The organism is Serratia sp. ID 25-353 (assembly GCF_054792795.1).
This window is the reverse complement of the sequence record NZ_CM139236.1, coordinates 140,221-162,768: the sequence shown is the minus strand read 5'-3', so window position 1 is coordinate 162,768 and position 22,548 is coordinate 140,221. Positions and strand designations below refer to the sequence as shown.

The window sequence follows — 22,548 nt, the reverse complement described above, 5'->3', positions numbered from 1 at the left end:
CAGGCCCCGCCTGCGAATGGGGCGCTCACGCGCCCTGCATCAGATTATTATATTATTTTTTAACTACGCGGCCGACGCGCCAAGGCAACACCCGCGCCAACCAAGGCGCCCATCGCGCCCCACAAAATCAGCCAGAAGACCCGGCGCGGGCTGTCGCGTTTTACCGGCTCTTCCGGCGTGCGCAAATAACGATAGGTCTGGAACTTCTCATCCAAGGTCGGGCCAACGTTCAGCGTCGCCAGCATCGCGCGGTTCTGATCGTAATCCAGGTCATAGGTCGGGCCGGAGGCCTGCAGGCCTTCCAGACGCGCCTGCAGCATTGGCCGGCCCAGCAGGAACAGATCCGAATCCGGCAGTTGCTCGGCCGGAGTGTCGGTTTGCGTGCGGCTGATCCCTTGGCTTTCGGCGATTTTCAGCGCCTGCTGCGTGGTGTTCAGCTCGCGCTTGTAAACCGACTCCGCCACCGCTTCCTGGCGCTTAACCTGCGCTTTCATCGAGGTGGTGCGAGCGGCCCACGCCCCCTGAATCTCTTCATTCAGGTGCAGGGCAGCGCGGTGGCTGGCGAAGGCCACGTATTGACGCAGCAGGCGGTTGGCGTCCGCAGCGGTTTCCGCCGTCAGCTTCACGCCGTCGTTCGGCACTTTTTTGTCGTCGCGCGGCGTGAACAGGATGTTGTTGATCAGCTCGTCGAGCAGCGCCGCATCGGCGCGGGCATCCCCTTCCTGACGTTGCTTGTAGTAATCGCTCTGCAGCCAGAAATCGCGACGCGTATCGTAAGCCGCCAGCTGCATGATGAACTCATTGTAAGCTTCATCCGCGATGCTCGGCTGATCGCCGGCCGTCGCCGGCAGCGTGCGCACGTCCAGATTACGCAGGAACTGCTGCTGGGAGTAGTAACCGCCCAACGCATTCACCGTGGGCTTATCGGTGATTGCGGTCGCGCTCCACTCTTGCTTAACCAGATAAGAGACGATCAACGCGACCGCCGCGAACAGCACCGCAATGCCGATAATCCACGGTTTGCCACGCCACAGGGTGCAGCACAGGCCGCGGATATCGAGTTCGTTATCCACCGTCGGGATATGCTTGTCAGACGTTGTTTCTGGATTCATCACAGCCAAAAAGCCTCTGGTTAAGATACTTGCTTGTTATCGCTCGAACGCCGCAGGCGACGCTTGATACGCTTAATGTACCGCGCAACCCGCCAGGCGCGCTTGATGCAGTAACCGTACAGGAAGAAAGCAAGCAAGAATAATGCCAACATAACCCACTCTGGGATAAAAGTCAGGCGTTCGCCGATCACGCCAACCGCCGCCAGCAATGCGGCCGCCAGGGTGATCAACACGAAAGCCTGCCGCGGCGTAAAGCCGGCGCGCATGATCAGGTGGTGAATATGTTGACGATCGGGAGAGAAGGGGCTCATCCCCTTGCGTAAACGACGATACATGATTGCTATCATGTCCATCAGCGGAATAGCGATGATCCACAGCGCGGTCACCGGGTTAATCGAGTGTGCCTTACCCTGCGAGCTTTGCAGCAGCAGCCAAATGGCGGTAAAGCCGATCAGGGTACTGCCGGCGTCCCCCATGAACACCTTATAACGGCGGCCGAGGATGCCGAGGTTGAGCAAAATATAGGGAACGATGGTGGCGATCATCGCAAAGCACCAGAAGGCCATCTCATGGTGGCCACTCAGGTACAGCAACAGACCCAGCGCGCCGAAGGAGACGCACGACAGCCCACCCAGCAAGCCATCAATGCCGTCGACCATGTTGAAGGCGTTGATCGCCGCCCATACCGCGAACAGCGTCACCAGATAGCCGAACGGCCCCAGCAACATCTCCCAGTCGCCCAGCACATGGCCGAAGCTGCGCAGATACAGACCGGCGAACACCATCATGGCAATGCCGACCAACGCCTGCACCAAGGCGCGGATTTTAACGCTGATGTCGAAACGATCGTCGAGCGCGCCCACAAACACCAGAATGCCGGCGCAGGTAAGATAAAGCTTGGCGTGCGCGATAGGTTGTTCCGAAATCCAAAACGCGAAGCACAATCCGGCATAAACGGAAATACCGCCGACCAGCGGAATCAGCCCCTGATGGCGTTTGCGATAATTGGGTTTATCTACCAGACCAATACGTTTTGCCGCCTTGCGGGCAACAAAGAGAAAAGCCAAAGAAAACAGGAAAACAAATAGAATTTCAGTACTCATAGTGAGTAAGTTCACAGTTAACAGATCTCTGTAGAAGATAAGGCAGCTTACCACGGGCAATAGCTTGTGCCATCGGCCCCCGCCACCTTTCGGTCATTTCCTATGACAACGGTGATTCATGCCTATTTTCTTCGCATCAGCTGACAAAACGACAGCAGCAAAGCCGACCGGCGCAGAGCCGACCGACAAACAAGATGAATTCTCAATAAGTCGAGGAAACAACTTACTTTTCCATTACTGCTACTTATCGTATCCGCCAAAAGCAAAAAACGCCACGACTAGGCGTGGCGTTCAGCGAATTTTTTAACGAATTATGAGCGTTTCATCATATCGAAGAATTCATCGTTGGTTTTAGTCATCGCCAACTTATTAATGAGGAACTCCATCGCGTCAATCTCACCCATCGGGTGAATGATCTTGCGCAGGATCCACATTTTTTGCAGCTCTTCGGAGGTGGTGAGCAGCTCTTCTTTACGGGTACCGGAGCGGTTGTAATCGATCGCAGGGAATACGCGTTTCTCGGCGATTTTACGCGCCAAGTGCAATTCCATGTTGCCGGTACCTTTAAATTCTTCGTAGATCACTTCGTCCATCTTCGAACCGGTATCAACCAGCGCGGTCGCGATGATGGTCAGGCTGCCGCCCTCTTCCACGTTACGTGCCGCACCGAAGAAACGCTTCGGACGATGCAGGGCGTTGGCGTCCACACCACCGGTCAGCACCTTGCCGGAAGCCGGTACCACGGTGTTGTAGGCACGCGCCAGACGGGTGATGGAGTCGAGCAGAATGATCACGTCTTTCTTGTGCTCAACCAGGCGCTTGGCCTTCTCGATTACCATTTCGGCCACTTGCACGTGGCGCGAAGCCGGTTCGTCGAAGGTCGATGCGATCACTTCGCCTTTCACCAGGCGCTGCATCTCGGTCACTTCTTCCGGACGTTCGTCGATCAGCAGCACCATCAGCACGCAGTCTGGGTGGTTGTAAGCGATGCTCTGCGCAATGTTCTGCAGCAGCATGGTTTTACCGGCTTTCGGCGGTGCCACGATCAGGCCGCGCTGGCCGCGGCCAATCGGTGCCGCCAGGTCCAGTACGCGCGCCGTCAGGTCTTCGGTCGAGCCGTTGCCGCGCTCCATCCGCAGACGGGAATTGGCGTGCAGCGGCGTCAAGTTCTCGAACAGGATCTTGCTGCGGGCGTTTTCCGGCTTGTCGTAGTTGACTTCGTTGACTTTCAACAGGGCAAAATAGCGCTCGCCTTCTTTTGGCGGACGAATCTTACCGGAAATGGTGTCACCTGTGCGGAGGTTGAAACGGCGGATTTGGCTAGGGGATACATAGATGTCGTCGGGACCGGCGAGGTAGGAACTGTCTCCAGAGCGGAGGAAACCGAATCCATCCTGCAATATCTCGAGCACGCCGTCGCCGAAGATATCTTCCCCGCTTTTCGCATGTTGCTTCAGAATGGAGAAGATAATGTCCTGCTTGCGCATGCGGGCAAGGTTTTCCAGCCCCATATTTTCGCCGAGAGTAATCAGCTCAGAAACCGGCGTATTCTTTAATTCGGTAAGATTCATAGTGGTGGGTTCTTAAACTCGGGGTATGTCTCGAACTTGTATCGTGAATGGTATGGCAGCGAAATGCGTGCCTGTTTACTGGACGTTCGATCACCGGGCGCAGAGCCGTCGCGGTAAGAAATGGCTTACATCGGGCGCACGCATTGACGGTTGAAGATCGAAGGTACCTTAAAAATGATTTTTGCAAAACCGTTTGATTGCCAAAACACGGGCTGAGTTCAGTTTACTTTCAACGCCAGTGGTTCGACACAGAGTATAGCTTTAGATTCAAACTCTTTAGATTTAAAACTTCGGGCAAGTTCTATATGCAGTGTGGTTAAACTTAACACGCTTCTTGGCAGGCGTCTAGCGGTGAATTGAACATCACCGCCAGGCGCCTGATACGGGGCTTCCCGCCCGATTACAGATTCGCGTTCAGGAAATCTTTGAGCTGACCTTTGGACAACGCGCCAACCTTGGTCGCGGCCACTTCACCGTTCTTGAACAGCAACAGCGTAGGGATGCCACGGATACCGTACTTAGGCGCGGTAGCCGGGTTCTGATCGATATTCAGCTTGGTGATGGTCAGTTTGCCTTCGAACTCTTCGGCAATCTCATCCAGAATCGGAGCAATCATCTTGCACGGCCCACACCATTCAGCCCAGAAATCGACCAGGATCGGCCCTTCCGCTTTCAGCACGTCAGCTTCGAAGCTGCTGTCAGTCAGGTGAATAATTTTATCGCTCATGTTCTACTCCACAGGATTATGTCTACCTTGTTGGTGTAGCATTAACCAACTCAAGGTGATTTTAATGCACCGCGTTTATTTCAACGGATGTGCTTTCGTAAAGCAATAGTTAGCTGATATTCTACCACACTATGAGCAAAACACACTTGACCGAACAGAAGTTTTCCGACTTCGCCCTGCACCCGTTAGTCCTTGAAGCCCTTGAGAAAAAAGGGTTTCACAATTGCACGCCCATCCAGGCGTTAGCATTGCCGCTCACGCTCTCCGGGCGTGACGTTGCAGGTCAGGCGCAAACCGGTACCGGAAAGACGCTGGCGTTTTTGGCGTCTACTTTTCACTATTTGCTGACTCACCCGGCGAAACAGGATCGCCAGACCAATCAGCCGCGCGCCTTGATCATGGCGCCTACGCGTGAACTGGCGGTGCAAATCCACTCCGATGCAGAAGCGCTCTCCCAGAGCACCGGCCTGAAACTGGGCCTGGCCTACGGCGGCGACGGCTATGACAAACAGCTGAAAGTGCTGGAAAGCGGCGTGGACATTCTGATTGGCACCACCGGCCGTTTAATCGATTACACCAAGCAGAACTATGTCGATCTCGGCGCGATGCAGGTCGTCGTGCTGGATGAAGCCGATCGCATGTACGATCTCGGCTTTATCAAAGACATCCGTTGGCTGTTCCGCCGTATGCCTACGGCCGATCAACGCCTGAACATGCTGTTCTCCGCCACTCTGTCCTATCGCGTACGCGAACTGGCCTTCGAGCAGATGAACAACGCCGAATATGTTGAAGTGGAACCGGAACAGAAAACCGGCCACCGCATTAAAGAAGAGCTGTTCTACCCGTCCAACGAAGAAAAAATGCGTCTGCTGCAGACGCTGATCGAAGAAGAGTGGCCGGATCGCGCCATCATCTTCGCCAACACCAAGCACCGCTGCGAAGACATCTGGGGCCATCTGGCCGCCGACGGTCACCGCGTCGGCCTGCTGACCGGTGACGTGGCGCAGAAAAAACGCCTGCGCATCCTCGACGACTTCACCAAAGGCAACCTCGATATTCTGGTCGCCACCGACGTCGCCGCGCGCGGTCTGCACATTCCTGCCGTCACCCACGTCTTCAACTACGATCTGCCTGACGATTGCGAAGATTACGTGCACCGCATTGGCCGTACCGGCCGTGCAGGCGCCAGCGGCCACTCCATCAGCCTGGCATGTGAAGAGTACGCGCTCAACCTGCCGGCGATCGAGACCTATATCGACCACAGCATTCCGGTGAGCAAGTACAACAGCGATGCGCTGCTGACCGATTTGCCGGCGCCGAAGCGCCTGTCGCGCCCGCGCGGCGGCAACGGCCCACGTCGCAACTCCGCGCCTCGTCGCGGCGGCGCGCCGCGCAACAACCGTAAACGCCCGAGCTGATTGCCATGCTCAGCTCCAGCACGCTTTATGCTGCCATCGATCTCGGCTCCAACAGCTTCCACATGTTGGTGGTGCGCGAGGTGGCCGGCAGCATTCAGACTCTGGCGCGGATCAAGCGCAAGGTGCGCCTGGCGGCCGGGCTGGATCAGAACAATCACCTGTCGCATGAGGCCATGCAGCGCGGCTGGCAGTGCCTGCGGCTGTTCTCCGAACGCCTGCAGGACATCCCGCGCGAGCAGATCCGCGTCGTCGCTACCGCCACGCTGCGCCTGGCGTCTAACGCCAATGAGTTCCTGCAGGTCGCCGAGCAAATCCTCGGCTGCCCGGTGCAGGTGATCAGCGGCGAAGAAGAGGCGCGGCTGATTTATCACGGCGTCGCGCACACTACCGGCGGGCCGGAGCAGCGGCTGGTCGTCGACATCGGCGGCGGCAGCACCGAACTGGTCACCGGCACCGGCGCACAGGCATCGCAGCTGTATAGTCTGTCGATGGGCTGCGTCACCTGGCTGGAGCGCTACTTCAGCGATCGCAATCTTGGGCAAGAAAACTTCGAGCGCGCCGAACAGGCCGCACGCGAAATGGTGCGGCCGATCGCACCGCAGCTGCGCCAGCAAGGTTGGCAGATCTGCGTCGGCGCTTCCGGCACCGTGCAAGCGCTGCAGGAAATCATGGTGGCGCAAGGCATGGATGAACGCATCACCCTGCCCAAGCTGCGCCAGCTGAAACAGCGCGCCATTCAGTGCGGCAAGCTGGAAGAGTTGGAGATCGAAGGGTTGACGCTGGAGCGCGCGCTGGTCTTCCCGAGCGGCCTGTCCATTCTGTTGGCCATCTTCCAGGAGCTGGGCATCGAGAGCATGATGCTGGCCGGCGGGGCGCTGCGTGAAGGCCTGGTTTACGGCATGCTGCATCTGCCGGTGGAGCAGGATATTCGCATCCGCACCATCCGCAACCTGCAGCGCCGTTACCTGATCGACACCGAGCAAGCCGAGCGCGTCAGCCAGCTCGCCGCCAATTTCTCACAGCAGGTCGCCAACGAGTGGCAGCTGGACGCACGATGTCGCGAGCTGTTGCACAGCGCCAGCCTGATCCACGAACTCGGCCTTAGCGTCGATTTCAAGCAGGCGCCGCAACACGCCGCCTACCTGATCCGCCACCTGGACTTACCCGGCTTTACCCCGGCGCAGAAAAAACTGCTGGCCACCCTGCTGCAAAACCAGAGCAACCCTCTCGACCTGTCGCTGTTGAACCAGCAAAACGCCCTGCCGCCGCGTACTGCGCAGCGTCTGTGCCGCATTTTGCGCCTGGCGATCATCTTCGCCAGCCGCCGCCGCGACGACACGCTGCCGGCGGTGCGTTTACGCGCCAATCAGGACGATGAACTGACGGTGATCTTGCCGCCGGGTTGGTTGGAACAGCATCCGCTGCGCGCCGAGGCGCTGGAGCAGGAAAGCCACTGGCAGAGCTACGTCCACTGGACGCTGCGGTTGGAAGAACAACGTTAAAATGACCAGGGCGCGATGAGCGCCTGAGGTTAATGGCAAACCTGATGACATTGCCAAGTTTCAGAAGACAGCATATAAAAAATAAGGAAAATCAATTCATTGATTTTCGGCTGATAACCACAAAGGAGGAAAAACCACGCTTTTTCCTCCTTTGTCAGTAATCTAGCCCTGTCTTTTTAATTCCCGCCTTTAGCCTTGGCCAACTGGGCGCGGATATTGGCCAGATGGCTCTGTCCCTTCTGCATCCGCTCCTGCGGGCTCACCACTTTGCGCTCGGTTTCCCACGCCAAATCGTCCTGCGGCAGCTCCAGCAGGAAGCGGCTCGGCTCCGGCCGCACCAGCTCGCCATACTGACGGCGCTCGCGGCACAGGGTGAAAATCAGCTCTTTTTGCGCGCGGGTGATCCCCACATAGGCCAAACGCCGTTCTTCGTCGACATTGTCTTCATCGATGCTGCTCTGATGCGGCAGCAGGCCTTCTTCCATGCCCACCAGGAACACGTAGGGGAACTCCAGCCCCTTGGAGGCATGCAGCGTCATCAGCTGTACCTGATCCAGCTCTTCTTCACTTTCGCCGCGCTCCATCATGTCGCGCAGGGTGAAGCGCGTCACCACCTGGGTCAGCGTCATCGGCTCGTCCAGATCGTTGCCTTCCAACATCTCCGTCATCCAGCCGAACAGCGTGTTGACGTTCTTCATCCGCATTTCGGCGGCCTTCGGACTGGTCGAGGTTTCAAACAGCCAGCTCTCATAATCCACGCCGCGGATCAGATCGCGCACCGCCGCCACCGGCTCACGTTCCGCCTGTTGGGCGATGCCGCCCAGCCAGTGGGTGAAACGCTGCAACGATTCCAGCCCGCGACCGGTCAAGTGCTGGCTCAGCCCCAGATCGAAACTGGCGTGGAATAAACTCTTGTTGCGCTGGTTGGCCCATTCGCCGAGCTTCTGCAGCGTCGCCGGGCCGATCTCGCGCTTGGGGGTATTGACGATGCGCAGGAAGGCGCTGTCGTCCTCCGGGTTGGTCAGCACGCGCAGGTAGGCCAGCAAATCCTTGATCTCGGGGCGCGAGAAGAACGACGTACCGCCGGAAATCTTGTACGGAATGCGGTTCTGCATCAGCATCTTTTCAAACACCCGCGACTGGTGATTACCGCGGTACAGGATCGCATAGTCGCCGTAGTGGGTCTTTTTCACGAAGTGGTGGGCGATCAACTCCCCCACCACCCGCTCGGCTTCGTGATCCTCGTTGTTGGCGGTCACCACCTTCAGCTCTTCGCCATATCCCAGCTCGGAAAACAGCCGTTTTTCAAACACGTGCGGGTTATTGGCGATCAGAATGTTGGCCGCCTTCAGAATGCGCTCGCTGGAACGGTAGTTTTGCTCCAGCTTGATCACCTGCAGCGCCGGGAAATCTTCCTTCAGCAGCACCAGGTTCTGCGGCCGCGCGCCGCGCCAGGAGTAGATCGACTGGTCGTCGTCACCCACCACGGTAAAGCGCGCGCGGTTGCCCACCAGCAGCTTCACCAGCTCGTACTGGCTGGTGTTGGTATCCTGGTACTCATCCACCAGCAGGTAGCGGATGCGCTGCTGCCAGCGTTCGCGCACCTCTTCGTTGCGTTGCAACAGCAGCGTCGGCAACAGGATCAGGTCGTCGAAGTCCAGCACGTTGCACGCCCGCATATGGGCGTGGTACAGGCCGTAGCAGTGGGCGAACAGCTTGTCGCGCTCCGAGCGCGCCAGCTCCGCCGCTCGCTGAGGATCGATCAGGTCGTTTTTCCAGTTGGAGATGGTCGAAATCAGCTGCGCCACCAGCGTTTTGTCACTTTCCAGCCATTTTTCGGTCAGCTCTTTCAACAGCGCCAGCTGATCCTGATCGTCGAACAGCGAGAAGTTGGACTTCATCCCCAGCGCCACATATTCCCGCTTGATGATCTCCAGCCCCAGCGTATGGAAGGTGGAAATCATCAGCCCGCGCGCCTCTTTGCGCCCCAGGGTTTGCGACACGCGCTCTTTCATCTCGCGCGCGGCCTTGTTGGTAAAGGTTACGGCGGCGATGTGCCGCGCCTGATAGCCGCAATGGTGGATCAGGTGGGCTATCTTGTTGGTGATAACGCGCGTCTTGCCGGAACCGGCACCGGCCAACACCAGGCAGGGCCCGGTAACGAATTCGACGGCTTGTTGTTGGCTGGGGTTTAATCGCATGGTGCTGGCTTGCTCGGCTGTAAAACGTGGAAGGGAATTGTAGCAGAAAGCGCCGATGAGATTTAGCGGGTATAATCAGCGCAATTTTCGCATCGACAAAGGCAATACCATGGCAAAAACGGCGTGCGCCCTGCACATTCTGGTAGACAATGAAAAGCTGGCCAACGAGCTGCTGGCCAAGCTGAAGCGCGGCGTCAGCTTCGACACGCTGGCGCGCAAATACTCGAGCTGCCCGTCAAAACGCAACGGCGGCTCGCTGGGCGAATTCAACAAAGGCGCGATGGTGCCAGCGTTCGATAAAGCGGTGTTCAGCATCCCGCTGCTCAAACCTTACGGCCCGGTCAAAACCCAGTTCGGTTACCACATCATCAAGGTGCTATACCGCAACTGAGGGGGCCTGAGCCCCCTGCCTGCGGCTAATTATTGCGCGCTGGCGTCCGTCGCCGGCGCTGCCACCGCGGTGTCGGCCGGTTTGGCTTCTTCCGTCACCACCGCCGGCGCCGGCATCATGATGCCGTCATAGGTTTCCTGCAGCTGCTTCATGCTCATTTCCGGCTCGCCTTTCGGCTGCATCAGCACCAGCGTCGCCTCCTGAGAAAGCTGCAGCTTCAGCGCCTGATTCAGCGTCTCCAGCGTCAGGCTGGACAGGAACTCCTGGCGCAGCTTCTGATACAACTCCGGTGCGATATCCACCACCCCGCTCTGCTGCGAACGCAGGCGCTGGCTCATCAGCACATCGGTATCGGTGCGGGCGTAGGTGGCGAACAACTTGCTCAGCTGATCGTTTTTCTGCGCCAGCAACGCATCGAATTCCTCTTTGGACAGGCCGTTGTCACGCACGTTGGCCAGCTCGCGGGCGATAAAGCCCAGGCTGCCGTTCAGGTTGTTGTTCGGCGTATCCAGATGGATGGCGCACTGCCCGCGCTGGTACTGCACGCGACAGTCAAAGCCCAGATGCAGGCTCTTCTGGTCGCTTTTTTCCAGCGTCTGCTGAAGATGCCAGAACAGCGCCTCGCGGGCGAGATCGCCACGCCAGTAACGGAGCAGGCTCTGTGAATCGCGAATCGGGTGCCACGGCGAATCCCACATGATCGACAGCGTATCCTGTTTCACCTGCTCGCTGATCAGGCTCACCGGCTGCTGCGGCAGCGGTGTCAGCGTCGGCATCGGGGCCGGGGTTTCACGTTTGCCTTGCAGCGGCGAGAACGCCTTGTTGATCTGCTCGCCCAAGCTGCGGCTGTCAATCTTACCGACCACGAACAGCGTCATGGCGTCCGGGGTATACCACTGTTGATAGAATTTCTTCAGCTGCTCGAGGTTCACCGGCCGTTTCGCCGGCTGCGCAGGATCGTGCGCCAGTAGCGTCGAGCCTTTCAGGCGGTAACGCCACCAGACGTCTTGGGTATTGGGCGGGAAAGTGCCGACCGGATTGATGGTGGAATTCATCACCGCGTGCACCGTATGCTCGTCGATCGCCAGTTTGCCGGTGGTGTCCGCCAGCCAGGCCAGCGCTTCTTTCAGCAGGTCTGGCCGGTTGTTCGGCAGGCTGAGGTTATACATGGTGAAATCATACGAGACGATCGCCGGCGGCAGCGGCCGCTCGTTATCTACGCTCTGTTGCCACAGGGCGCGCAGCTGCGGCGCGGTAAAGCTTTCGCTTCGCGCCAACGCCAGCCGCGGCAGCAGATGGGCGAAGCCGGTCTGCTGCGAAGACTCCACCAGAGAGCCGGTATTGACGATCAGCCGCAGTTCCACGCGGTCGCTTGGCCGCTGCGGCGTATCGAGAATCTGCCATGAAAACCCGTTGGCCAGCGCCCCCTGCTGCCAGGCAGGATCGGGTTGTAGTGCTTCAGCCTGCACGCTGCTACTGGCGGCAGCCAATAGCAGCCCACCAACTATAAGATGAATTCTGGTGCCCTGCATGTGAACCCCTACTTAATGACTATCCAATTTCTTATGCAAATGCGTGTATTCCATTCAATGGAATCATAAAAATACGCCCTGAGTTTCACAGTGGGGCGGAAAGCAGAAAGTGTACCATCGTGTTAGACCGCGCGCCTTTGCGGATGTCACTCATTAGAGTGAAAAATAATAGATAGCGGGTTTTTTAATGCAAGAAATCGTTACGAGGCAGGGGTTGTACCTCACCGGCCGCGGCTGCGGCCGGTGATTTGCCGCCAATATCAGGCGGAAGGCTGCGTTTTGTCCGCGCCGGCGTTTTTGTTGTTCAGCGTGTCTTTCAGCTGTTTCTCATCCAGTTGGTTACACCATTTCGCGACCACCACGGTCGCCACTCCGTTACCCACCAGGTTGGTCAGCGCGCGGGCTTCCGACATGAAGCGATCGATGCCGAGGATCAGCGCCAGCCCGGCCAACGGCAGGTGGCCAACGGCGGAGATGGTGGCGGCCAACACGATAAAGCCGCTGCCGGTCACGCCCGCCGCGCCTTTGGAGGAAAGCAGCAGCACCACCAGCAGAGTAATCTGGTGCATGATATCCATGTGGGTGTTGGTCGCCTGCGCGATAAACACCGCGGCCATGGTCAGGTAGATAGACGTGCCGTCCAGGTTAAAGGAGTACCCGGTCGGGATCACCAGGCCCACCACCGATTTCTTGCAGCCCAGCTTCTCCATTTTATCCAGCATGCGTGGCAGCGCGGACTCGGACGACGAGGTCCCCAGCACGATCAACAGCTCTTCTTTGATGTAGTTGACGAATTTGAAGATGCTGAAGCCGTTGGCGCGGGCGATGCTGCCCAACACCACCACCACGAACAGGATACAGGTAATGTAGAAGCACACGATCAGCTGGCCGAGTTGCACCAGGGTGCCGACGCCGTATTTACCGATGGTAAACGCCATCGCACCGAAGGCCCCGAGCGGCGCCAGGCGCATGATCATGTTGATGATGCCGAAAATCACCCGCGAGAAGCTGTCGATCACGTTGTAGATCAGCTGCCCCTTATCACCCAGACGATGCAGGGCGAAGCCGAACAGCACCGCGAACAGCAGCACCTGCAGAATGTTGCCGCTGGCAAACGCGCCGATCACGCTGCCGGGGATGATGTCCAGCAGGAACGGAATGATGCCCTGCTGCTGCGCCTGCTCGGCGTAGACGGCCACCGCCTTAGCGTCCAGCGTGCCGGGATCGACGTTCATGCCGGCGCCCGGTTGCACCAGGTTGACGATCACCAGGCCGATAATCAGCGCGATGGTGCTGACGATTTCAAAATACAGCAGCGCGATGGCACCGGTGCGGCCCACCGCCTTCATGCTTTCCATGCCGGCGATGCCGGTTACCACGGTGCAGAAAATCACCGGGGCGATAATCATCTTGATCAGTTTGACGAAGCCATCGCCCAGAGGTTTCATCTCGGCGCCGAGGTCAGGGTAGAAATGGCCAAGCAGGATACCCAGCGTAATCGCCGTCAGCACCTGAAAATAGAGGCTCTTAAAGATCGTTGTTTTCATATGAACATCCTATGGGGGGAAGACACGCACCAGGCAGCAGTCTAAAAATCCAGCCTGTTCATTGCTTGCGCGGAAAATAACACCCACTTAACAACATGGAAATAATTTGTTGCACCCGCCCCTGGGAGTTGATGTGAATTTAAGAGCTGAAACGCGTCAGTCCGGGTGCAAAGCTGAAAATTGCGTAAGCCTTTGTTTGCACTAACGCAAAAGAGGTAGAGGAGAGATAGCGATTTTCGGACGGGGAAAAGTACCGGAAAGGTAAACGCGGCGCTTACGGCGCCGCGCGGCAAAACTCGGCTTCGAACGCTTCGCGCGGCAACGGACGGGCGAACAGGAATCCTTGCCCGCTGCGAATGCCGTGCTGCAGCAACCAATCGCGCTGCTCGGCGTTTTCCACGCCTTCGGCCATCACCGGCAACGCCAGCACTTCGGAGATCGAACTGACGATGCGCACCATCGCATCGTCAGCCGGCAGCCCCTGAATGAAGCTGCGGTCGATTTTAATCAAATCGATCGGCAGGGATTTCAAGCGATTGAGATACTCCAGGCTGGAGTAGCCCATGCCGAAGTCGTCCAGCGCGATCGACAGCCCCAGATCGTGCAGCTCGCGCAGCAGCGCCAGCGCGCGGTCGAGATCGTCGATGCGTACCGTCTCGGTGATCTCCAGCAGCAGCTTGCGCGGGTCTATCCGATACTGCGCCAGCAGGTTTTTCAGATGCGGGACGAACGCTTCATCCTGCATCTGAATACCGGAAACGTTGACCGCCAGCGGCAGCGCAATGCCACGTAGCTGCCAGTCCGCCAAGATACGGCAGGATTCTTCCAGCACCCAGTTGCCGAGAGGCACAATCACGCCCAGCTCTTCCGCGAGCGGGATGACGTCGGCCGGCAAGGTATAGCTGCCGTCATACTGCTGCCAACGCAGCAGCGCTTCGGCGCCGATTACCTCGTTGGACTGCATGTCGATCTGCGGCTGCAGGAACAGCGTGAAATGCCGCTGTTCGATGGCGTGCAGGATCTCGCTCTCCTGCGTCAGCCGCTTCTGCGTGCGTTCCGTCAGGCTAGGCTCGAAGAACAGGATCTGATTTTTTCCTTCGCGGTGCGCGGACATCATCGCCGAGGTGGCGCTGCGCAGCAGCTGTTCCGCACTCTCCCCCTGATTGAGGTAGTGCGCGATGCCGATGCTGGCGTTGGGCCGCAGCGCCAGACCTTCCAGCGTCAACGGCGCGTTGATCTCCGCCATGATGCGCCGCGCCAGCTGCATGGCGTGGAACGGCCGCTCGATGCCCTTGGCCAGAATGGCGAATTCGGTATTGCTCAGCTGTGCCAGCACGCCGTTTTCGTCGATGCAGCCGCGCAGCTTCTTCGCCAGCGCCAACAGCAGCGCTTCACGCATCGCCGGGCTCATCACTCCAGAGGCTTCATGCAGCGTCTCGATGCCGATCACCAGCAGGTTAAAACGCTCGGGGCGCAGGCTGGAAGCGATATGCTGTTCCAGCAACGCATTCAGCAACGCCGGATTCGGCAGTTCGGTCACCGGATGGCGGGTGCTGAGGCGGCTCATGTCGGCATGCGCCTTGGCCAGCGTCTGTTGATTGCGATTGTAGTTGCGCACCAGCAGGCCAAGCTCGTCGTCCTGGTGCAGCGCCGGCAGCATCAGCTGGTGATAGGGCGCTTCGTCCTGCGAGATGTTTTCCAGCTCCTTGGCCATCGCGCGCAGCGGGTGCACCATCAGCCGGTTCATGCACCAGGTGATGGCCACCGACAGGATCAGCGCCAGCAGCAGGTAGGTCGAGAGCATGGTCGACAAAATGCTGAGGATAAACTGGTACATGCGGAACGAGTCGGCCTGCAGCACCAGATAGGCCAGCGGCTGCTGATTGGCCGGCACCCGCTCCAGCGAATAGAGCGGCACGGAAATTTGGATCGGCAGCTCAAACAGCCGGGCGATCAGCGTCGGCACCGGCCGCTCCGGCGGGAAATTGGCGTGCAGCGCCTGAAACTCGTTCGGCAAGACGATATCCGCCCGGCTGAGAATGCCGACCGGCAACAGCGTGTTCAGCACCCTTTTGGCTTCCGGCACGTCCATGCGCAGCACCGCTTCCGCCAGCGGCTGGCGCACGGAGTGAGCGATATTCTCCAGTTGCTGGGCGTAGTCATCCCTGCGCTGCTGCACAAAGTGGAATAACTGGATCACGATAAAGATGCAGATCGTGACCAGCGCCACACCGGACACCGTCGCCATCTGCTTAATCGTTAACGAACGCCTGACCCGCAAACCTGCTCTCCGTGAAATCGGGCTGAAACAAAAAAGGGGGCTGACTCTCACCCGCCCCCTCGAACCGGGCTGAGTATACTCGATCATCGGCTGTTTTTATCTGGCTATGCCGCAGGCAAAACCAAGAAAATCGCGGGTTTCAGTCTTTTCCTAAAGCGAACAAACGCGACCCGGACACAGGGTAACAAAACTCCCCGGCGTCCGACACTCCGAATCTTTCCCCTCCCGGTTACTTGAAGTCGGCGTAAGGCGTCAGCGGCTGCGGCGGCAAATCGAGATCACCCTGCCAACCGGCCAGGGAATAGCGCAGATAAATCAACGCATGGCTCGGCGTATAGTCCTTCGCCTGTTGAATGTCGATACCGGCGCCGAGCGTCCAGTGCGAACTGAGACGGCGTTCGACGATCGCCCGCAGGGTATAACCGACGCCGCTCGAGGCGCCGCCGTCCTCAACGGCGAACTTATCGGGCAGTGAATCCGGGATCAGCCCCTGCAGCGGATAGCGGCGCTGGCTGTCGGTTTTCGAATGGGACAGCGAAACCGAACCGCCCAGCTCCCACGACCAGTTCTCGGTGCGCTGGCGATAGTTAACCGGCAGCGACAGCGACAGATATTGCTGCGGGCTGTAATAGCCGCCCTGTCCCAGCGAATAGCCGCTCAAATCCTTCTGGTAGTGCCACAGCATGGTATTGAGCCCGACGCTCAGACGACGATTGTCTTCGTTGATCAGCTTGTAGTAGTAGCCGGCCATCAACCGCTGTCGCTGGTTGTCCGCCACGTTCTTGCCGGTAATCTGGTGCGCGCTGAGATCGGCCCACACGCCGTTCGCCTCGCCGCGATCGTAGCTGGCGCTCAGGCTGACGCCGGTGGCGCGCACGCCGCCCCAGGTAATGCCGGTATTCGGGTCTTTGGCGCCGCCAAACGCCAGCAGCGAGCTGGAGATCGGCCGCCGCGAAGCCGCCAGCGTCCAGCCGATGTGGTTCCAGTCGCCGCTGTAGGCCAGGCCGCCGGTCCAGTCGACCACCTCGAAGCCCATCGGCGTCGTGCCGATATCGGCGGCCCAGCGATCGTTTTTCCAGCCGGCCGCCACGCTGGTGCCGGTGGTTTTCTGGTGTTCATCGCCGCGGCACCCTTGCGTGTTGCAGGTACCGAAAGTCTCGTAATAGTGGCCGCTGCCGTCGGTCGAGAAACGCCCGGCATCCAGCTGCACGGTGTCGGTACGCAAGAAGGCGCGTCCGTCATACAGCGGCATGTCCACCTGCAGCATGGTGTCGTGTGCATTGAAGTCGGAAATGCCGCCGGTGCCGCTCGAGCGCCAGTAATCGTGATCGAGCGTGACGTTCACGTCTTGCTGCCGGTACAGATCCGCGGCGTCGGAACGAATGCCGCGTTTCAGCCAGTCGTCGTTCGGATTATTGCGCGTCAAATAGGTGTAGCTGTCATTGTCCTGCGGCAGCGTCGGCGTGATGCCGCCGGCTACCATCGCCTGGCGATAATCCTGCTGTGCCCGCTCAGGCTGTTGCTGAGCCCTTTCCAGCCGGGCGGCGTCACGGTAAACAAGCGCCTTGGTCTGCCCGACGGGCTCCGAAGCCGCCGCCGTTTTCAGTCGGTCGAAGATAGCTTCGGCCTGCTGCGGATCGCCGACCGCGCCCCAGGCGTTGGCGACACGACGTTGGCTGTTGAGCGAAGCGTCCTGCGGCTGCGGTTCGGTTTTCAGCCGCTGGCGCGCCGCGTCCAGATCCCCTTGCGCCACATAAGCTTCGATCTCGCCCAGCTGTGCATCCGGGTTGTTCGGCTCACGCCGTTTCACCCGCTGATAGTCATCCAGCGCCGCCGCATACTCCCCGCGCGCCAGCGCCCAGTCGGCCAGCAGCAAATCGAGGCGGGTGTCCGCCGGCTGACGGCGCAGATAGGCTTCCGCCGCCGGTTCGTCACCGGCCGCCCGCAGCCGTTCGGCCTGCGCGATCACCGCCTGCATTTTCAGCCGCTGCGCCAGTTCGCGCATGTTGTCGTTCCACTGCGCGGCGGGCAGCGTATTGAGCTGCGCCAGCGCCTGGTCGTCGCGATCGCTGCCGGAAAGGTAGAGCGCATAGGCGTAGGTCAGCTGCGGATTGGCACGCTGACGCTGCGCCAGCTGCCGGAACAGAGCGTCCGCCTGCTGCGGCTGCCCGGCCTGACGCAGCGCCTGCGCATAGCGATAGGTCAGCCAGACGTCGTCGGGATCCATCGACTGAGCACGGCGGTAGATGTCCGCCGCCTGCTGCCACTGCTGCTGCGCCGCCAGCGTCTCCGCCTGCTGCTTCAACATATCGAGCCGCAGTCCGTCGAGGGTGCTGCGCAGCTTGGCCTGTTGGCTACGCGGCAGGCCGTTGAGGTAGACCAGCGCTTTTTCCGGCGACTGCCGTTGATAGAGATTCACCAGGCCGCGCAGCGCGCTGCCGTTGCCGGGGTCGCGCCGCAGCGCCTGCTGATAAAATCCTTCCGCCGCGGCGTCATCCTTGCTCGCCACCGCCACATCGCCCAGGCCGATAAACGCATCACCGTCGCTGTCGTCGAGCTGGCGCGCCTGCTGATATTTCTGCCGGGCCAGCGCGAGATTGCCGGCCTTCAGCGCTTTGTCGCCCTCGTCGATCGCCAGCCAGTAGCCGGTGCTCTTGATCAGGCTTTGCCACTTGCCGCTGTCGTAGCCGTTCTTGTCGGCGGCCAGCGCCTGTCGGAACAGTTTCAGCGCCTGCGGGCGGTTGCCGGCGCGCGAATAAGCCTGGCCGAGCGCGCCCAGCACCTCGGCGTCGTTCGGCGTCGCCGCCAACGCCGTTTGCAACGCCGGAATAGCCGCCCGGCTGCCGCCTTTATCCACCTGCGCCAGGCCGCGCACCCGTGCCTGATACGCCGGATCGGCCAACAGTTTCTGCTGCCTGGCCAGCTCTTCACGGGCGCTGGTCGCCTGATCGCCGGTGTCGAACACGCCGAGGAAACGGTTGAGCGCCGCCACGCTTTGCGCGCTGACCGGTATCGCTTTGACCTTATCCAGCCACAGATCGGCGGCATCGCCGCGCCCGGCCGGATCGGCGGCGATCTTCTGCAGCAGTTCATAGGCCTGCGCGTCCTGGTTCTGACTGAACAGCATGCGCGCCAGCGACATGCGCAGCGCCACGTTGCCGGAATATTGCTGGTCCAGTGCCTGCAGCTGCTTCAACGCCTTCGCTTCCTGCCCCGGCAAGCGCGCCACCAGCCGCCAATACTCCACCGCCAACTCGAGCGTCGGCGGCTCGCCGTGGAACAGCGCATCGTACTGCGCCTTGGCCTCCGGCAACCGGCCGGCGGTCGCCATCAGGCGAGCCTGCTGCAGCTTTTGCCGGGTTTCCGGCTGCGTCAGCAGCATATTCATTTGCGCCTGGCGATAGGCGCTGGACTGCGGCGCGAGGGTTTTCAGCTTGTCCAATTGCTGCTGCGCCAGCGCCATGTTGCCCTGCCGCAGCGCCAAACGCATGCGCGCGGCGATCACGTCCGGGTTGTTCGGATCCATCAGCTCGAGCCGGTACAGCGACTGGCGCACCAGATCGTCCTTGTTGCCGGCCTCGCCAATACGCACCTGTTCCAGCAACCACTGTTCCGGCGCCACAGCCTCCGCAGCGCGCGCCTGCGGCAACATCGCCAGGCTCAGCGGAATCAAATTCAGCCAGTTTATTTTGAAGTTGTGCATTGGCCGTCCCACGAGGGTTGCAATTCACCCTGACGATTAAAGCGATAACGTTGTTGATCCCACCCCTGACCGAACAGCGTCAGCGAGGCGCTGAAATAGGCGTCGTCACCCGGCGGATGTTCGCTGATGCGTTGCCGCTGTGTCGCCAGCGCCTCGGCCTGCGTCACCAACATCGGCAGCATCGAGGCAGAAAAGCCGACCGGGCCGGTGCCGGTGGTTTTGCCGCTGGCGGTATCGGTTTTTTCCGGCGGCACGCCCTGTTTGGCGGTGAGCTGCGCCATCGGCTGGAAGCGTTCGAGCAGCGCCGCCTTGTACTCATCGTCGTCCGCCAGCATGCCGGCCCACAGATAAACCCGAATGGCGTCGTAGCTGCCGACGTTCGGCTTGACGGTATCCGGCTGCCAGCCGGCGCCGACCCGCCACACCACCCAGTCCGGTGAGAAACCGTGCGGCGCGGTGTCCAGCCACAGCCGCTGGTTGACCTGGCGCATCGCGCGCCACGGGCCGTTCAACGCCGCAAAACGCGCCAGCAGCTGCGGCGGCAGGTAGCTGGGGTTCAACCGCCAGCGATCTTCCGCCACGAACCCGACTTTGCCCGGCAACAGCATCAGGCCCAGGCCGGGAATGTCGGCCACTTCCTCGCGGCCGATGCGTTGCAGCAGCAGCGTCCCCAGGGTTTGATAACGCCGGCTTTTCCACAGGCGGCCAGCCTCGAGCAGGTTGTAAGCAATCCACAGATCGGCGTCCGACGCCGAGTTGGCGTCCAGCACCTTCCACTGCTTGTCGTCGCTCTCGCCCCACAGCCAGGCAGGCAAACGGGCGCTGAGATCGCCCGCCGCCAGGTTGTTCTCCGTCCAGGCCAGCAGCCGATCGAAGGTCGGCCGGTCGTTGGCCACCAGGGCGAAGAACAGGCCGTAACTCTGCCCCTCGGAGGTGGTGATTTTGTTCAGGCTGCTCGGATCGATCACCCGCCCCTGCGGGCTGATGTAGTACTGCTTGTACTGTTGCCAGCCCGGCCACTCGCAGGCCGCCACCGCGCTGAACGCGCACAGCAGCAGCATGCCGAGCGACAGGCGTTGCAACATCGCGCTCACCGCCGTCAATCCCGATCTTCAGGCGCCAGACGACGCCGGCTGAAGGCCTTCAGGCCGCGCCACAGCATCAGCCCCAGGATCACCACCAGCACCACCGCGATCACCGCCAGCAGCACCGGATGGGTGGAGAGGGCATACCACAGCCGCTCCCACCACGGCAGGTGGCCGACATAGTAAATATCGCCGACGCGCAGGCTGTTGACCCCCGATTCGCGGATCACCGCCACCGAGCCGAACACCGCGGCGCGCTTGCCGCTGTCCAGCAAGGCATTGTTCAGCAGCTCATAGCCGCGCGGGCTGTCCGCCAGCAGCGCCACGATGCTGCGCTGGTCGTTAAACGGCGACTGCACGCCGATGATCGCCGACATCGCCCCCTCGGAGCTGACGGTGGTCTTGCTGTCCGGTTTGGTATCTTCTGCCAGCACTTCCGCGCTGGGCAGCGGCGGCTGCCGCGTCGGCTGTTTCACCCAGCTTTGGGTCGCGTCCACCAGCAGGCTGATTTTCTTGTCGTCGCGCAGCTCCGGCGGGATGGTGCCGACCATCAGGATATCGTCGTCGCGATCCTTGGCCTGCGACCAGTCGTCGCTGAGCGTGAAGGCCAGCGCCGGGTAGCCGGTTTGCGCGCCGATCACCCCCAGCGCGTTCAGCAGCGCGCTGACCTGCGCCGGCTGCGGTTTCTGGTTCACCAACACCAGCGTTTGCGACAGATCCGCCAGGCGGCTGAACGGGAAGCCGGCGTTGGCGAAGGCGCGCAGGTCCGGCATCGCCATAAAGTGGCGGTAGCCGGAGAAATCGATGGTAGACGCGCCGTCGATCACCGCATGGTTTTGCGTGAAGGAGTAGGTTTCGCAGCGCCCTTCCGCGCCGCTGGCCAGCAGCGTGGTGTAATCGAAGTCAAAGCGCAGCTGGTTGGTGGCGCCCAGCCGCAGCGCCGGAATACTGACGTTCTTGTCGGAGTCGAGCAGCCCCTGCGTCAGCGGCAGGCGCAGCAGCTGCGCGCCCTGCTCGTGTTCCGGCACCAGCGAGTACGCCTGCACGAACTGGTTGTTCAGGCTGACGCTCAGCCGCGAACCGTCCTGAATGCGCGGCGCGGTGTAACGGTATTTCAGGTGCATGTCGATGCCGGTGCTGCGGATCAGGAACAGATCCGGCGGCAGGTTCATGGTCAGCGAAATCGGGCCGGGCTCGATGCCGCTGGTTTGCAACTGTTCGGCGTATTGCTGCAGCTCGGCGAAGGTCATCGGCCGATCGGTGCGCACCCAGTTCGGCGCGTCGTAAGGCTGGCGCGGCGCGAGCTGCTCCACCTTGTCCACCGTCACGTTCTGGCCGCGGAACAGGATGTTGCCCTGCGCGATGCCCTTCACCGCGGTGATCAAATCGTTGTCGTCACGTCCCTGAATCAGCAGCAGTTTGACGTACGGATTGTCCGGGTGGCTGATCATCTCCACCGTCGGGCCGTTGACCGCCGGATAATCGCGCAGGAAATCCGGGCGCTGCGAGTTGGTAGCGAACACCACCGCGTGCTGCGTCGGCAGCGCGTTGTACAGCGTCGGGAAGGATTGCCCGCGCCACTGTGCCTTGCTGCCAAACCAGGACGCCAGAATGCCCGCCGCGCGCTGCTGGGCCAGATCCGGCTGGCCGGCGAACACCATCGGCAGCGTCAGCGGCCGATTATCGCGGCTGTCGAAGAACGGCTCAGGGAAGTGCGACAGCTCGTTTTTCACCGGCAGCGTCTGGAAACGCAGCTTCAGCGCGCTGGATTTGCTGACGTCTAGCCACAGCGAGGTGCTGGCCGGGTTTTCGCAGATGTTCTGATAATGGCCGACGAACACCAACCGGACGCGGTTAAAATCGGTGATATAGCGCGGATCGATCGCCATCTGGATGCGATTGGGCTTGCCCAGCTGCTCTTTGGCGAGGGTGGTCACACCCATCAGTTCGTCGTTCAGGTAGACCTTGACGTGCGACTCCACCGGGATCAGCGCCGGCGACGGCGTAAACTCCATATCGAGCATCGCCTGCGAGACCACTTCATCGCTGCGCACGCCGAATTCGATCTGTCCGTCCGGCCGGGTGCCGCGCAGGATAAAGGTGCCCGGCGGCGGCGCTATCTGCGCAAACGACAGCGACACGTCGCGCACCGGCGCATTCGGATCTTGCGGCGCGGCGGCCGGCGGTGGCGGGGCTGTCGTATCGGCCGCCGCGGCGATCGGCGGCTGGGCCGCCACGGTCGGCACGGTGGCGGTTTCGGCCTGCGACAGGGTACTGATGCCTAAGGCCAGAGCAGTTAACCAGGTTATTTTTCTCGTCATCGTATCATCATCAATGTTGGAGCCTGTTCACCGGGCGAGTGAGCGGGCGGTTGA

14 protein-coding genes are annotated in these 22,548 nt (G+C 60.4%); 3 read left to right on the top strand and 11 right to left on the bottom strand.

Annotated elements, in window-relative coordinates; translation table 11 throughout:
- Window positions 1-59: 59 nt before the first annotated feature.
- The 4 genes from wzzE to trxA form a co-directional block, all read right to left on the bottom strand.
- Window positions 60-1,112, bottom strand: a complete 1,053-nt coding sequence (wzzE, locus tag ACYF6X_RS00670; RefSeq protein WP_063989092.1) for an ECA polysaccharide chain length modulation protein — start codon at window positions 1,110-1,112, stop codon at window positions 60-62.
- Between the two features lie 20 nt (window positions 1,113-1,132).
- The gene (wecA, locus tag ACYF6X_RS00665) at window positions 1,133-2,230 is read right to left on the bottom strand and encodes a UDP-N-acetylglucosamine--undecaprenyl-phosphate N-acetylglucosaminephosphotransferase (RefSeq protein ID WP_049233749.1); all 1,098 of its coding nucleotides are present in this window, start codon (window positions 2,228-2,230) and stop codon (window positions 1,133-1,135) included.
- Between the two features lie 296 nt (window positions 2,231-2,526).
- Window positions 2,527-3,786, bottom strand: coding sequence for a transcription termination factor Rho (rho, locus tag ACYF6X_RS00660; RefSeq protein ID WP_004934188.1), 1,260 nt, complete (start codon window positions 3,784-3,786; stop codon window positions 2,527-2,529).
- A 400-nt stretch (window positions 3,787-4,186) separates the two neighbouring features.
- Window positions 4,187-4,513 (bottom strand): thioredoxin TrxA, encoded by a 327-nt coding sequence (gene trxA / locus ACYF6X_RS00655; RefSeq protein ID WP_004934187.1) that lies wholly within the window; start codon window positions 4,511-4,513, stop codon window positions 4,187-4,189.
- A 131-nt stretch (window positions 4,514-4,644) separates the two neighbouring features.
- Between trxA and rhlB the strand changes: the two genes are divergently transcribed.
- Together rhlB and ppx are read left to right on the top strand one after the other, a co-directional pair.
- Window positions 4,645-5,931 carry an ATP-dependent RNA helicase RhlB gene (rhlB, locus tag ACYF6X_RS00650; RefSeq protein WP_063989093.1) on the top strand — a complete coding sequence of 429 codons (1,287 nt, stop codon included), beginning with the start codon at window positions 4,645-4,647 and terminating at the stop codon, window positions 5,929-5,931.
- A gap of 5 nt (window positions 5,932-5,936) precedes the next feature.
- On the top strand, window positions 5,937-7,433 hold the full coding sequence (gene ppx, locus ACYF6X_RS00645) for an exopolyphosphatase (protein WP_063989094.1): 1,497 nt from the start codon (window positions 5,937-5,939) through the stop codon (window positions 7,431-7,433).
- A gap of 176 nt (window positions 7,434-7,609) precedes the next feature.
- On the opposite strand, the gene rep is transcribed toward ppx, so the two are convergent.
- Window positions 7,610-9,634 carry a DNA helicase Rep gene (gene rep, locus ACYF6X_RS00640; protein ID WP_063989095.1) on the bottom strand — a complete coding sequence of 675 codons (2,025 nt, stop codon included), beginning with the start codon at window positions 9,632-9,634 and terminating at the stop codon, window positions 7,610-7,612.
- Between the two features lie 109 nt (window positions 9,635-9,743).
- Here rep and ppiC point away from each other — a divergent pair, with 109 nt between their 5' ends.
- On the top strand, window positions 9,744-10,025 hold the full coding sequence (ppiC, locus tag ACYF6X_RS00635) for a peptidylprolyl isomerase PpiC (protein ID WP_004934175.1): 282 nt from the start codon (window positions 9,744-9,746) through the stop codon (window positions 10,023-10,025).
- A 29-nt stretch (window positions 10,026-10,054) separates the two neighbouring features.
- On the opposite strand, the gene ACYF6X_RS00630 is transcribed toward ppiC, so the two are convergent.
- The 6 genes from ACYF6X_RS00630 to bcsB all read right to left on the bottom strand — a co-directional run bounded on the left by ACYF6X_RS00630 (window position 10,055) and on the right by bcsB (window position 22,494).
- Window positions 10,055-11,557 carry a M16 family metallopeptidase gene (locus ACYF6X_RS00630; RefSeq protein WP_063989096.1) on the bottom strand — a complete coding sequence of 501 codons (1,503 nt, stop codon included), beginning with the start codon at window positions 11,555-11,557 and terminating at the stop codon, window positions 10,055-10,057.
- Between the two features lie 260 nt (window positions 11,558-11,817).
- The gene (locus ACYF6X_RS00625; protein WP_063989097.1) at window positions 11,818-13,104 is read right to left on the bottom strand and encodes a dicarboxylate/amino acid:cation symporter; all 1,287 of its coding nucleotides are present in this window, start codon (window positions 13,102-13,104) and stop codon (window positions 11,818-11,820) included.
- Window positions 13,105-13,378: 274 nt separating this feature from the next.
- Complete coding sequence (gene hmsP, locus ACYF6X_RS00620) at window positions 13,379-15,385, bottom strand: biofilm formation regulator HmsP (protein ID WP_207221078.1); 2,007 nt, start codon at window positions 15,383-15,385, stop codon at window positions 13,379-13,381.
- Window positions 15,386-15,614: 229 nt separating this feature from the next.
- A complete protein-coding gene (gene bcsC, locus ACYF6X_RS00615) occupies window positions 15,615-19,088 on the bottom strand; it encodes a cellulose synthase complex outer membrane protein BcsC (protein ID WP_130017540.1) in 3,474 nt (1,157 codons plus the stop codon).
- Window positions 19,070-20,182 carry a cellulose synthase complex periplasmic endoglucanase BcsZ gene (gene bcsZ / locus ACYF6X_RS00610; RefSeq protein ID WP_130017541.1) on the bottom strand — a complete coding sequence of 371 codons (1,113 nt, stop codon included), beginning with the start codon at window positions 20,180-20,182 and terminating at the stop codon, window positions 19,070-19,072. The genes bcsC and bcsZ overlap by 19 nt, the downstream gene beginning before the upstream one ends.
- 5 nt (window positions 20,183-20,187) lie before the next feature.
- Window positions 20,188-22,494 carry a cellulose biosynthesis cyclic di-GMP-binding regulatory protein BcsB gene (bcsB, locus tag ACYF6X_RS00605; protein WP_130017542.1) on the bottom strand — a complete coding sequence of 769 codons (2,307 nt, stop codon included), beginning with the start codon at window positions 22,492-22,494 and terminating at the stop codon, window positions 20,188-20,190.
- Window positions 22,495-22,548: the final 54 nt, after the last annotated feature.

Bases quoted from the DNA above. Each gene is read 5' to 3' on its own strand.
- wzzE (WP_063989092.1), bottom strand. From the start codon at position 1,112: ATGAATCCAGAAACAACGTCTGACAAGCATATCCCGACGGTGGATAAC.
- rho (WP_004934188.1), bottom strand. From the start codon at position 3,786: ATGAATCTTACCGAATTAAAGAATACGCCGGTTTCTGAGCTGATTACT.
- trxA (WP_004934187.1), bottom strand. From the start codon at position 4,513: ATGAGCGATAAAATTATTCACCTGACTGACAGCAGCTTCGAAGCTGAC.
- rhlB (WP_063989093.1), top strand. From the start codon at position 4,645: ATGAGCAAAACACACTTGACCGAACAGAAGTTTTCCGACTTCGCCCTG.
- ppx (WP_063989094.1), top strand. From the start codon at position 5,937: ATGCTCAGCTCCAGCACGCTTTATGCTGCCATCGATCTCGGCTCCAAC.
- rep (WP_063989095.1), bottom strand. From the start codon at position 9,634: ATGCGATTAAACCCCAGCCAACAACAAGCCGTCGAATTCGTTACCGGG.
- ppiC (WP_004934175.1), top strand. From the start codon at position 9,744: ATGGCAAAAACGGCGTGCGCCCTGCACATTCTGGTAGACAATGAAAAG.
- ACYF6X_RS00630 (WP_063989096.1), bottom strand. From the start codon at position 11,557: ATGCAGGGCACCAGAATTCATCTTATAGTTGGTGGGCTGCTATTGGCT.
- ACYF6X_RS00625 (WP_063989097.1), bottom strand. From the start codon at position 13,104: ATGAAAACAACGATCTTTAAGAGCCTCTATTTTCAGGTGCTGACGGCG.
- bcsC (WP_130017540.1), bottom strand. From the start codon at position 19,088: ATGCACAACTTCAAAATAAACTGGCTGAATTTGATTCCGCTGAGCCTG.
- bcsB (WP_130017542.1), bottom strand. From the start codon at position 22,494: ATGACGAGAAAAATAACCTGGTTAACTGCTCTGGCCTTAGGCATCAGT.